Source organism: Anaerobutyricum hallii (assembly GCF_900209925.1).
GTDB classification, from domain to species: Bacteria; Bacillota; Clostridia; order Lachnospirales; family Lachnospiraceae; genus Anaerobutyricum; species Anaerobutyricum soehngenii.
On sequence record NZ_LT907978.1, the window covers coordinates 3,464,849 to 3,477,126 of the forward strand.

Sequence of the window (12,278 nt, forward strand, 5' to 3'; positions counted from 1 at the left end):
AATTCAAATTGTTACACTTAAAAAAGCGGAATTTCACCATCATAGTTTTCTGCTTTTTCCAATAGCGGTCCTTTAGCTCCCATCGTAAACGCGATGTCGCTACTGCGGATAGAGAGCAGCTCCATTCCGGATCTCACCTTCAAAAAATCCATCATTTTCTTCGTAAGAAGAATTTGCCCCTCCTGTGAAATCTCTACCCAGCAGTAGGAACGCCCCTTGTATTTGATAAATTCGCCAGAACCTGCTGAGTAGTCAAGCAACGGTGGAGTATCGTCCAAAATGTGACCAAGTTTTGACGGATGCAAAAGGCCTTTCCGGGTGACGCAGAAGCCACCGGTAATCTTACTTCCGGTAAAAAGATATACTTTTCCTTCATCTGCAATGTGATATTCTTCCATTGCCTGCGGTGGAATCCGCAATGTTCCATCCGTCCGAATGAGTGATTTCCCGAAAATAAATTTTCCTCCCTTATTCATTTGTGGCATAAAAACACCTCCTGAAATTCCGATTTCTCAGTTTCAAAAACTTTTGTTTATTTCGTTCTTAAGTTCATCTTTATTCTTGTATGTTCTCACTATCGGAATCGTACTCTGTCTGTTCTACATAATCTGCGGAACAGTCTCGTTTGTACGGATAAAAAAATAAACTGAGCCACGGCTGTTCCAACACGAAATCAGCCGTGGCCTTATTTATATCATTTCACTCTTTTTTGAAATAGAACAACACCACAGCAACAACTCAAATCGACTTAAAATTCCAGACTATTCGCATTCAGCAAGAAATACTTCATTCCCATGATGACAAAACCTTCATCATTTCTCCAAGGCTTTTTGCTGCCATTTACAATGACGATCTTCTTGAAAGAGTCCGGGATATTACGCAGAGAATTGAACTCCTGCGTCTGTTTTTCTTCCGAAGTCATGTCATATGCAACCTGGATATAGTATCTCTGGTTTCCTTGATTCACCACAAAGTCAACCTCCAACTGCTTGCGAACACGTTTGCCCTCTTTATCCTTATCGAAGATATCCACAACACCCACATCAACATTGTAGCCACGGATTAGCAGCTCGTTATAAACAATGTTCTCCATGATATGCGTAGGCTCCTGCTGTCTGAAATTCAGACGTGCATTTCTCAGTCCCAGATCAGTAAAGTAGTATTTCAGATTTGCACCGATATACTTTCTGCCCTTAATATCGTATCGGCTTGCCTTGGAAATCAAAAAGGCATCTGTCAAATGGTCGATATGCTTGGAGATGGTTTTATTAGCATAAGTCATCTGGCGCTCACTGGCAAAGGTATTGGCAATCTTTGAAGGATTGGTCGGTGCGCCGATTGCAGATGCAAGCACATCAACCAGAATCCCAATCTCATCCACGTTCTGAATCTTATTTCTTTCAATAACATCCTTCAGATAGACATTTGCAAAGATGTTCTTCAGATAGTCCGCTTTCTGTCGTTCGCTCTGGAAACTTACGATCTGCGGCAATCCTCCGTAGATCATGTAGTCATCCCAGGCATCATCATAATCGCCGTCATAGACAGAATAAAACTCTGCAAAGGAGAGAGGGTAGATTCTAATCTCATCACCTCTGCCACGGAATTCGGTCACAATGTCGCTGGACAGGAACTTGGAATTACTTCCGGTGACATACACATCAATATTGCTCATGCGAAGCAGGCTGTTCAGCACTTCCTCAAATCGTGGCATGAACTGCACTTCATCCAAAAGGAGATAATACTTCCCGTCGTCTTTCATGGCATCCTTGATGTACTTGAAGCATACCTTGGGATCTCTTAATTCCTCGTTCTCAATACCATCCAATGCAATTTCAATAATATGATCAACATCAACGCCGTTCTCCAGTAAGTATCTCTTAAAGATGGTAAACAGCAAAAAGGATTTGCCACATCTACGAATGCCGGTAATCACCTTTATCATTCCATTATCTTTTCGCTCGATCAGCTGCTGTAGGTAAGCGTCTCTTTTAATCTCCATCGTTACACTCCCCATTTCCGTGCATCTGCACACTTTTTAGTAATGAGATTCTATCACAGAACGACCTGAATTTCAATATGTATTCCCATTTTATGTGCATATACACACTTTTATGTAATGTTGATAAATATATTTTCAGATTTTTTTGATTGCAGTGTCTATAATCGACTACTCCAATCGTTATTATAGGTAGACAACAAAAAGAAGATGGTTCCGATGTTTCATTAAATATGTTCGTTAGTCTTTTACGCAAAGGATTCTATCTCCTCTGCGCCCTAATGCTTTTCGGATTCAGTTCAACAAACTGGAATTTAGCGATTTCTTTTTCCGGTATTCTCTGTACCACGGATTTCCTCATGATAGAAATAATCTACGATCACCGGATGCCCCTGCGGGACTCTGCCATAAGGCATTTCATTATCCACAAAGGCACAATCATACTTCTTAGCCATTTTCTCAGCTTTTACTTCAAGTGCTTCAAAGTAGCTGCGGTTATGCTTGTTATAGATCTCGTCGTAAAGTGGTACAAGATCAGGATATTTTCCGGCGATATAATTCATAATTGTCTTTTTGAAACCGCCTCGAAGATTGAGATTTTCGAGCCAGAACAGATCGCACTGATCCTTTACCCGCTCAAAGATTGCTTCAAAATCCGTGATACCGGGAAATACCGGGGATACGAAACAGACTGTACGGATACCTGCCTCATATACCTGCTTCATAGCAGCGATACGGTGCTCAATGCTCGAAGCAGAATCCATATCGTTCTTGAAATTTTCATCTAGTGTGTTGATCGACCATGAAACGGTTACACGTCCAAGCTTCTTCAGTAAATCAATATCTCGTACCACAAGATCCGACTTTGTGCAGATCAGAATATCTGCATCACTGCCGATCAGCTGCTCCAGAAGTTTTCTGGTATTCCCGAATTGCTCCTCCTGTGGATTGTAGCCATCTGTCACAGAACCGATGACCACCCGCTGTCCGGCATATTTCTTCGGATTTTTAATTTCCGTCCAATGCTTCACATCAAGGAAAGTGCCCCATTCCTCCTTGTGCCCGGTAAAGCGCTTCATAAAAGAAGCATAGCAATACTTGCAGGCATGTGTACAGCCCACATAGGGATTAACCGAGTAACCGCCTACCGGCAGACTAGACTTAGTCATGATGTTCTTTGTTTCCACCTCACGAATGAGGATTCCATTTATTACTTCTTCCATGATTTCTGTACCTCTAACACTTTATTAAATTCTTCCGGCATTTCCTGAATCATATTTTCATCCCCTATGATAGGGACAAGGTCTTCCTTCATAAACACCGGAATGCCGAGCTTATGTGCCTGGTCCGCCAGAGACCATGCCCATTCCGGCTCCGTATGAATCTTCCTGCTCTGAGCTCCGGTCATGGTGCCCACAACGATCCAATTGATTCCGGAAAGGTCAACTGTGCCGGGATCGTCAAATAACGGCTCAAAGGTAACATGGTAATGTTTTGCTCTGACGTTTTTCCGAAGGGCGTCGATACGCCACAGTTCTACTTTCCTCGTCACCGTAACGCCAAACCATGCGTTTTCCAGATCGGTATCAAAATCCAGCAAATCAGGTCGCTTGGTAAGGAACAGGAACTGATGCTGTGGATTTTCACGGATCTTTGCAAATACCTCGTCTCTCCATTCCGGCTTCCATCCGGAGAGATCGCTCATCCCGGTAAGAAGAAAGTTCTGCGGACGTTTCTTTTCCATCATCTTGAGCTTACTCGGAAAGAATTCAGGGTAAGCGAAGTCATCAATCATATGCCAGCGTTTCACGTTGTTGCGGGCATAGCAATATGTACACCCCACTGTGCAGCCAATGACGATATTCATGTTCTGAATCTGATCTTTGATACAAATACTCATGACTTCTGCCACTCCTCAAGATTCTTTCTGATGCGGTCGAGACATTTCTCAAACCGGGTAATTTCTTCCTCTGAAAAACCTTTGTAGTAAATACTGCCCATCTCATCAGATACAGAATCGTACTCGCCCTTTAAGGCATGTGCTTTCTCAGTCAGAAACAGGAGTGTTTTCCTTTTGTCCGTTTCAGACTGAACACGGCTTATCAGCCCTTGATTTTCCATTCTTTCCAGCATCGTAGTAAGAGATGTTATCGCTAATCCGCATTTAGTCGAGAGTGACCTGATTGAGATACCATCCTCCTGCCACAGCACATAAAGAATACGTCCCTGGGCTCCATTAAACGCATCAATATTCTTTTCACTGAGAATCTTCTCAAAAATCCGGTCTCCAAGCTGTTTTATTTTTGTGACAAGAAATCCTCCATTCATTTCCATACAAAAGGGGCTGTCGCACCAAAAACAGCCCTACCCTATGGCAGGGATTCATGCATTGCATGGAATCGCTGCCATATTTTTACGAACAAGCGTGGGACCTATGGCATAATCGCAGACGACTTGCGTTTTGATACTCAACTTTCGAACGTTTATGGAAACGCCATTCGCGCTAAACTCGCTACCGCTCAGACAACGCGCTCGGTGGCAGGTTCGTTCTCAAGTTTCGTGACACAAAACCTGCAAAGCATCTGCTCTTTATACCATAGGCATCCACGCTTTTTCATAGATCTTCGGAATCCGATCCCATTGCAATACATGAATCCCCGCCATTCGCCATGCCCGATGCCAAAAGCTGTTTTTGTTTCCACTGTCTGTGGCAAAGCAAAAGAAAAAAGCCGAACTTTTTTGCAAAGAACGGCTCTGGGTGTATAATTATGTTATGAAAACTACAAAAATTATACAGAAAGATTATAGCCTATCTTCGATGAATTATCAATTAAAACTTCCCTTTGAACTGGAAGTTTTGATCCCGGACGATGACCCGGTCCGCCTGTTAAGTGTGTTTGTGGAGGAGCTGGAACTGACGGATCTGTACCGGTCTTACGGAAAGATCAAAAAAGACCAGGTGACACCGCGTCAGATGTTCAAGATCGTGATCTATGCTGCCATGAACCATATCTATTCCAGCAGGGATATTGAAACTGCCTGCCGGAGGGATATCAATTTCATGTATCTGTTAGAAGGAAAACCTGCACCAGACCATGCAACCATTGCCAGGTTCCTCTCCCTTCATTTATCCCAGTGTTCTAAAAAGACATTAGCAGAAGTGACGGAAATGCTCTACAGCCTTGGTGAGATATCCGGGACCCATATCTTTATTGACGGGACAAAAATTGAATCTGCAGCAAACCGGTATACATTTGTATGGAAGAAAGCAGTGACAAAACATCAGCAGAGGCTTTGCCAAAAGATTGCAGTCTTTGTGGAAGAATGCGAGATACTGTATGGGATCCGTTTTATTTTTAATGGAAAGAAATTCGGTTTGAGAACTCTGAAAAAGATTCGGAAAAGACTCTACAAGATTAAAGAGGAAGAAGGGATCGTGTTCGTCCATGGGATTGGAAAAAGAAAAAGCCAGATCCAAAAATTCATTGAAACACTGGAAGGATCCATGGAAAAACTGAAGGAATACACACAGAAGATCCACCTCTGCGGTGACAGGAATAGTTATTCTAAAACAGATCCGGATGCTACTTTTATGAGGATGAAAGAAGACCATATGCAGAACGGACAGCTGAAACCAGCCTATAATCTTCAGCATGGTGTGGATTCCGAATACATTACATGGCTTGATGTAACGCAGAGGCCGACAGATACCAGGACCCTGATCCCGTTTGTAAAAGATATGGAGGAACACCTGTCGTTCCATTATCGGGATATCGTTGCGGATGCCGGTTACGAAAGTGAAGAAAACTATCTGTTTCTCGAAGAAAACGGCCAGACCGCCTATATCAAGCCGAATAACTATGAACAATCAAAGAAACGCAGGTATAAACAGGATATCGGAAGAATGGAAAATATGACATACGATCCGGAGCAGGATCATTATGTTTGTTTTAATGGAAAGAAGATCATTTGGAAATATGACCGAAAAGAAAAAACAGCAACGGGTTATCAGAGGATCACATCTGTCTACGAATGCATTGAATGTGCGGGATGTCCCTATAAAACAAAGTGTATCAAAGGGAATAACAGCAGGATCCCAATAGAAGAAAGAGTAAAAAGGCTTTATGTTTCCAAGACGATGAAAGAAAAAAGAAGGGAAGATCTGGAACGGATTACCAGCGGGTATGGGACACAGCTGAGGATGAACCGGAGTATCCAGGCAGAAGGCTCGTTTGCGGATGTAAAAGCAGACATGGCATTCCGGCGGTACACATACCGGGGCATAGACAATGTGACTGCCCAGAGTGTGGTCCTGGCGATCGCCCATAATATAAACAAGCTTCATAATAAGATCCAAAATGACAAGACAGGGAGGCACCTGTTTGAACTGAAAAAGACAGCATAATTTTTAAAATTTCAAAATACATATCAGGCCGATCTTTTGTCTAAGACAGAAGGCTTAGATAAGTGCGCTTTTTCAGCAGTACAAGTGCTGTAACGGTAGCCAAAGCAAGCAGATTCTGCTGAAAATGCACACAAAAAGTCCGTCGGCAGTTACGGTCGTTAGACCGTTACTGCGACGGACCCTTTATTGTCAAGAGTTTATATGTCCTGATAGGTAAATTCCGTTTTTTTCAATTCTCCAAACTGGGAATTGTTTATTTCTTTTTTTTCGGTTTTAGGGCTGGCAATTCATCATACATTGCATGAAACAAGCCTGTCAAAAATTCCTTATTATCAACCTCATCTACCAACAACATCTCTTTTGCTCCCTCATAGGGTAATTCATACGGAGCTATCGGCATATAACTAATTGCTGATTTTACTGGTTTAACAAGTAATCTATCATCATAGATACCACCTACAATCTTGCCACGATAATAAATAATAAATTCTCCCATCATAGTTCGATAAGTAATTTCTTCTAACTCAGATAGCTGCCCTAAAATAAACTCTAAGTATTCCTTGCTTGATGCCATATTTCCACCTCAAATCCCGATTTCTATTTTCGTTTCCATAGCATAGTGTACTCTTTTTCACCAGTAGCTTCATCTAAGCCTTCACATTGAATAATGAACCCTTCTCTTTGGTAAAAAGAAATTGCTCTGGCATTCTTCTGGTATACATTTAATCGTAAGCTAACTTTTTTATCCTTAATATAATCCAATAAAAGTTTACCTATGCCACATGACTGCATTTCATCAGAGACAAAAATACCTTCGATATATTCATCATTTAATCCTACAAATCCTTGTATCATTTTATCCACTTCAAACACATAGACTTCGGATTGTGACATCATTTCTTTTACTAATTCATAATTACTTTTCCAGTATTGATTGGAAATAAAATAATGTGCTTTCAGATTTGTCTTTAACCATATGTCAGCAACTCTATCGATATCTCCGTTCAGCAACTTTCTAATCATAACAAATATTCTCCCCAACTACATCCCTTATGCTTTTCTCTTTTTTCCATTCTATCACAAGCTCACCATTAATTATTAATTTTTTGATATTTTTTCATTTCCCCCACTGTAAAACAGCCTCTGAGCGTTTCGTTATATAGAGGGATACAAATAAGAGCAAGATCCACCCATGTTTAACAGTAATGCCGTTTGGCATCCTGTTCTCCTATGGGATTTATCTTGATGGGGATCTCCCCATACCCTCTCAATAACAGACGTTTCACTTGTCTGTTGGTTCCACCTAAAGGTGTTCACAGCACTATTTCTAATATCAGAAGGGACAGCCGATATTGAAATACGTGGACTCCCAGCGGGAGGAATAGTCTCAGCGGAAGGAGGAGTATCAGAACAAAAAACAAAGATAAAGAACTGAATCACAGACATTTTATAGGATTACGTCTTACAGATGTCGAACTGGATTTATTAGACCAAGGCGCTGCCTTTCCTGGCCAGGTACAATTCCACCTCTTCGCATTCCTTTTTTGTTATTTAATGTATTTTCTTTTATTAACATCTGATCTTTCAGACAATGCTTAAATACTTTGTTATAGGGGATTCAGATACCGTCATATTTTTCTCACTAACGATGCGATTTTCCTGATGCTCCGACACTTATCTGTCATTTTGTTTCTGCTTCAGTTCCTTTTCCAAACATGTATCGTCTTTAATGTATTTAGTGATTGTATCAGTTACTTCTTCCATGTTAATCGGCTTGGAAATATGGTCATTCATGCCTGAATCCAGAGATTCCTGAATATCATCTATAAAAGCATTTGCAGACAAAGCTATAATTGGAATCGTAACTGCATCGGATCGCTCTATACCTAGGGCTCGAATGGCTTTCGTTGCTTGGTGTCCATCCATGTTTGGCATCATAATATCCATCAAAATAAGATCGTATGTGTCTCGTGGATGATTTTTAAACAAATTCACGACTTCTTTTCCATCTGATGCGCGTGTTACGGTCATACCGGCATCTTCTAGCATTATCGTAGCAAGTTCAGCATTTAGATCATTATCCTCTGCCATAAGAACATGAACACCTGTCAAATCTCTATGTAGAGGTTGTTTTTGTTTTGATTGAATAACCTGTTCTGGCAACTCCAGTGGGATCTCCACAGTGAATGTAGTACCTACACCTTTTTTGCTCTCAACAGCAATTGAACCACCCATCATATCCACATATTTTTTTGTGATGGCCATACCAAGACCGGTTCCCTTATATTGGGTTCTGGCATTAGCATCATCTTCTTGTGAAAACGGCTTGAATAATTCTTTCTGGAACTCTTCACTCATGCCAATACCATTATCTTGAACAACATAACGAATTATGATATGTTTCTCATCCGTTCCGGGGTAACTGCTGATATCCAAAGTAATCTTTCCACCGTCCTTTGTGAATTTCACAGCATTGCCAAGAAGGTTCACCAGGACTTCTCGAATACGCGTAACATCCACAAGGACATATGGGTTCTTTGGGATTTCTCGATGTACTTCAAACTTAAGATCTCGGTTATAAAGAAGTCCATTCATAATCGCCAGGACGTTATCTGTCAATTGAGTAATGTCCACTGGCTCGGGCGAAATAGTAACTTTTCCACTTTCAATGCGAGTAAAATCCAGAACGTCATTCAACAAAGAGAGAAGATGATTCGAACTTTTTTGAACTTTCTCCAAGCTATCATGAATATCTGAAACCGTGTTCTGATGAAGCGCAATGTTTGTAAATCCAATAATGGCATTCATCGGCGTTCTGATGTCATGGCCAATACTAAGCAAAAACGCAGATTTTGCTTTGTTGGCAGCATCTGCTTCCTCAGCGGCGGTCATTAATAATTGTTTTTGTTTTTGCTCTTCTGCCTTGCTTTTCTGGTAAACATAATAGGTATATAGACAAATTAAAAGCAATACAGCTCCTGCGACTAAACCGCAGATGATGGAAATATGATTCGTCTTTTCAACCATTCCATAAGCTGATTGCATATCCATTTCAATGCAAAATGCGCCAATGATTTCTCCTGTCCCATCATGATTTGCGCTTACAGGATAGCAAGCTGTAAAAATCGGACCCCATGTTGTATCAATGATATCATGAGAGTACACATTCTCCCCAGAAATAGCCCTATCAATATACGGAACCATTTCTTCCTCAATATAATCTCCAGGGTGTCTTACATCATCCGCATCCGGATTCAAACCGTCTACCACATAAACGAGTTTTCCTTCTTCATTTTTTTAGCGGTGTAAATATATCGAGTAGAATTCAGTGTTCTGATTTCATTGAAATATGAAGAAATATCCTTATATAATTGCTTCTTTTCATCAGATTGATCTTTGATTCGATCAAAATCTTCTTTACCGATTCTTCCATTCACAAGCTTATGTACTGCATCTGCACTCGCTGTATCACGCGCAATTTCTGTTTCAAGGGCGGTCTTAGTGTAAGAACTTTGCAGAATATATGTGTACGACGCTATTACCAAAGTCATCAAAAGTCCCGCAATCACAAAGATACTGCCTGTATTCTTCAGCCTAAGGAGTTTTTTCAAATTAATTCCTTCTTTTGTTTTCTTCATGCTGCTCATTCACATCCTCCAAATTCCAATTTAACGCTTTCTTTCACTCAAACATATTTCGTCTGTTAAAACACTATGTTCCGTTTTTTCGGTTTTGTATTTACTAAGTGACTTTAAGTTTTCTGTTTTATTTTTAAAGTTTATCCACTTTTCATTCTCTTCCCAAAATCCGAATATACACATCAAATTATTTACTTTATCATATCACAGCAACATATTATTCCACAATCATTTTTCAAGACATATGTCCATGACATTTTTCCCCAAAAGGATAAAATATCTGATTGACAGTCTTGCAAACTTGAAGTTGTTACTCAATCAAATTCCGTAATGAATAACCCATTTATTTTTGTCCAATGCCTTTTTTAACAGTTTCTTTAATTCGCACAATTCAAGAATATCAGCAATGCTACTGGTGCAGTTGACATTGACAATATGTATGAATTTGCTTCTTCACACTGCGATGATTTCAAGGATCTCCGCGATGATGAGGACATTGTTATCAATCGGGAGTGGATCCTTAACAAACTTGCCGAAACAGAAAACGAATAGTATATTTGGTGGCTACACCCCAAGCCCCTGTAGAATGAATAACGCCGGTACTGGATATCAAAATCCCGCATCGGCGTTATTCATTGTAATTAGCTTACTTTAATAAAATGATAGATTGTCAGCTCTGCGAACTGGAATTGTTCAAGCTTTTCAAATACTAACGTCCTTAATTCTGTTCAATAATTGATTTATAGTAGTTACCAAAGTCAGCAAGTGAATTAACAATTGGAAGCATTTTTGTTCCGAGTTCTGTTAAGCCGTATTCAACTCTCGGTGGCTGCTCATGGTAATCGTGGCGATATGCCAGCCCATCACTCATCATTTGTCTTAAACTATCTGTCAAAACCTTTTGTGAAATACCATCTATACTTCGTTGTAGCTCATTGAATCTCCATGGACGCTCTTTCAAGTTACGCAAAATCAGCAGTTTCCATTTTCCTCCGATAAGAGATACTGCTGTTGCAACTGGGCATTCCGGTAATTCTTCTTTTGCTCGCATGATTCTCACCTCCGAGTCTATTGTAACACATTCATTTTTGAGTGTACAGTTACAAAAAGGTGCGTACTTGTTTTTGTATGTGTCTCGCACTATACTAATACCAAGCAACCAGAAACTACAAATTAACTATGGAGGTTATTATGGCAAATTACACAAAAACAACTATTGGAAAGGAAAACCGAATTGAGCTACATGAAAAGTTGTCTTTAACAGGTGCAGAAATCAGTTTAAACGAACTACCTGCAGGAGCAAATGTCCCATTTGTTCATTCTCATAAAGAAAATGAAGAAATCTATGGAATTCTTTCAGGTAACGGCAAAGCCATAATTGATGGAGAAGAAATTAGCCTTTCAACTGGAGACTGGCTAAAAATCGCACCTGCTGCAAAGCGTCAGTTTTTTGCATCCGATATTTCTGGAATTACTTATATCTGCATTCAGGTAAAAGAAAATTCTCTGGAACATTTTACAGCAGAGGATGCCGTAATCGGCTAATTAAAAGTATTTATTTACAAAAATGCACAGTTCACGATAAGCTAAGAACTGTGCATTTCTTTTTTGTTCAATATTACGTGATTACTGGAACTTTATTTCATTTTTAATTCAACAAACTGGAATTTGTTTGTACAATGTTCAAGATATAACTGTTATTATGTCTTGATTAGAGTACAAACTCATATAAGAGGAACTTCCTCGGTACTCCAATATCAACATATGTGATTCCAACCTTATCCACATACTTAAATCCAAACGACATATACATTTTCTGTGGAATATCATTTCCCTCTATGCAATCAAGACGAATTGATTTAAGGTTTCTTTCCCTTGCTGTGTCTATTGCGTGTTGAACTAACTGCTTCGAGTATCCACGACCTCCATATTCCGGAAGGACACGCAAGGCATGAAGAACTACTGTCTCGTTATCATTTGCATCAATAAGCCATTTAACTGCGTGATACGCCTCATCATGATCATGATTCATAATATACGCCGCAACAATTCGACCATCTTCAATACCGATAAACTGATTTCTCTCTTTGATTGCATCTTTGATCATTTCATCTGGAGGGAAACCACCTTTATCTCCCTCCGGCAGAAAATCTTTTCCGCTCAAAACTTTACACATACCGTCATAAAACTGTCGCAATTCTATAAAATTTTTCTCTTCTGCATATCTGATAATCAT

General features: G+C 40.0%; 13 protein-coding genes. 2 read left to right on the forward strand and 11 right to left on the reverse strand.

Annotation, left to right across the window (positions count from 1 at the left end; all coding sequences use genetic code 11):
• Window positions 1-17 precede the first annotated feature (17 nt).
• The 5 genes from EHLA_RS15685 to EHLA_RS15705 all read right to left on the reverse strand — a co-directional run bounded on the left by EHLA_RS15685 (window position 18) and on the right by EHLA_RS15705 (window position 4,333).
• Complete coding sequence (locus EHLA_RS15685; protein WP_096241475.1) at window positions 18-485, reverse strand: hypothetical protein; 468 nt, start codon at window positions 483-485, stop codon at window positions 18-20.
• 263 nt (window positions 486-748) lie between these two features.
• Window positions 749-2,002, reverse strand: coding sequence for an ATP-binding protein (locus EHLA_RS15690; RefSeq protein WP_055182611.1), 1,254 nt, complete (start codon window positions 2,000-2,002; stop codon window positions 749-751).
• 311 nt (window positions 2,003-2,313) lie between these two features.
• On the reverse strand, window positions 2,314-3,222 hold the full coding sequence (locus EHLA_RS15695; protein WP_059086551.1) for a radical SAM mobile pair protein B: 909 nt from the start codon (window positions 3,220-3,222) through the stop codon (window positions 2,314-2,316).
• Window positions 3,210-3,899, reverse strand: coding sequence for a radical SAM mobile pair protein A (locus EHLA_RS15700; RefSeq protein WP_096241476.1), 690 nt, complete (start codon window positions 3,897-3,899; stop codon window positions 3,210-3,212). The genes EHLA_RS15695 and EHLA_RS15700 overlap by 13 nt, the downstream gene beginning before the upstream one ends.
• Complete coding sequence (locus EHLA_RS15705; protein WP_005608550.1) at window positions 3,896-4,333, reverse strand: radical SAM mobile pair system MarR family transcriptional regulator; 438 nt, start codon at window positions 4,331-4,333, stop codon at window positions 3,896-3,898. The genes EHLA_RS15700 and EHLA_RS15705 overlap by 4 nt, the downstream gene beginning before the upstream one ends.
• 439 nt (window positions 4,334-4,772) lie before the next feature.
• Here EHLA_RS15705 and EHLA_RS15710 point away from each other — a divergent pair, with 439 nt between their 5' ends.
• The gene (locus EHLA_RS15710; RefSeq protein ID WP_096241726.1) at window positions 4,773-6,404 is read left to right on the forward strand and encodes an IS1182 family transposase; all 1,632 of its coding nucleotides are present in this window, start codon (window positions 4,773-4,775) and stop codon (window positions 6,402-6,404) included.
• 253 nt (window positions 6,405-6,657) lie between these two features.
• Here the strand turns inward: EHLA_RS15710 and EHLA_RS15715 are convergent, their stop codons facing one another.
• The 5 genes from EHLA_RS15715 to EHLA_RS15735 form a co-directional block, all read right to left on the reverse strand.
• Window positions 6,658-6,978: a TfoX/Sxy family protein gene (locus EHLA_RS15715; protein WP_096241477.1), complete on the reverse strand. Its 321-nt coding sequence runs from the start codon at window positions 6,976-6,978 to the stop codon at window positions 6,658-6,660.
• A gap of 23 nt (window positions 6,979-7,001) precedes the next feature.
• Entirely contained in the window at window positions 7,002-7,427 is a 426-nt protein-coding gene (locus EHLA_RS15720; RefSeq protein ID WP_096241478.1) for a GNAT family N-acetyltransferase, read from the reverse strand.
• 651 nt (window positions 7,428-8,078) lie between these two features.
• Window positions 8,079-9,674, reverse strand: a complete 1,596-nt coding sequence (locus EHLA_RS15730; RefSeq protein ID WP_197702355.1) for an ATP-binding protein — start codon at window positions 9,672-9,674, stop codon at window positions 8,079-8,081.
• Window positions 9,668-10,042 (reverse strand): hypothetical protein, encoded by a 375-nt coding sequence (locus EHLA_RS16520; RefSeq protein WP_197702356.1) that lies wholly within the window; start codon window positions 10,040-10,042, stop codon window positions 9,668-9,670. The genes EHLA_RS15730 and EHLA_RS16520 overlap by 7 nt, the downstream gene beginning before the upstream one ends.
• 718 nt (window positions 10,043-10,760) lie before the next feature.
• Window positions 10,761-11,093 (reverse strand): winged helix-turn-helix transcriptional regulator, encoded by a 333-nt coding sequence (locus EHLA_RS15735; protein ID WP_008373705.1) that lies wholly within the window; start codon window positions 11,091-11,093, stop codon window positions 10,761-10,763.
• A 140-nt stretch (window positions 11,094-11,233) separates the two neighbouring features.
• Between EHLA_RS15735 and EHLA_RS15740 the strand changes: the two genes are divergently transcribed.
• Complete coding sequence (locus EHLA_RS15740) at window positions 11,234-11,587, forward strand: cupin domain-containing protein (RefSeq protein WP_004614173.1); 354 nt, start codon at window positions 11,234-11,236, stop codon at window positions 11,585-11,587.
• Window positions 11,588-11,753: 166 nt separating this feature from the next.
• Here the strand turns inward: EHLA_RS15740 and EHLA_RS15745 are convergent, their stop codons facing one another.
• The gene (locus EHLA_RS15745; RefSeq protein ID WP_096241479.1) at window positions 11,754-12,278 is read right to left on the reverse strand and encodes a GNAT family N-acetyltransferase; all 525 of its coding nucleotides are present in this window, start codon (window positions 12,276-12,278) and stop codon (window positions 11,754-11,756) included.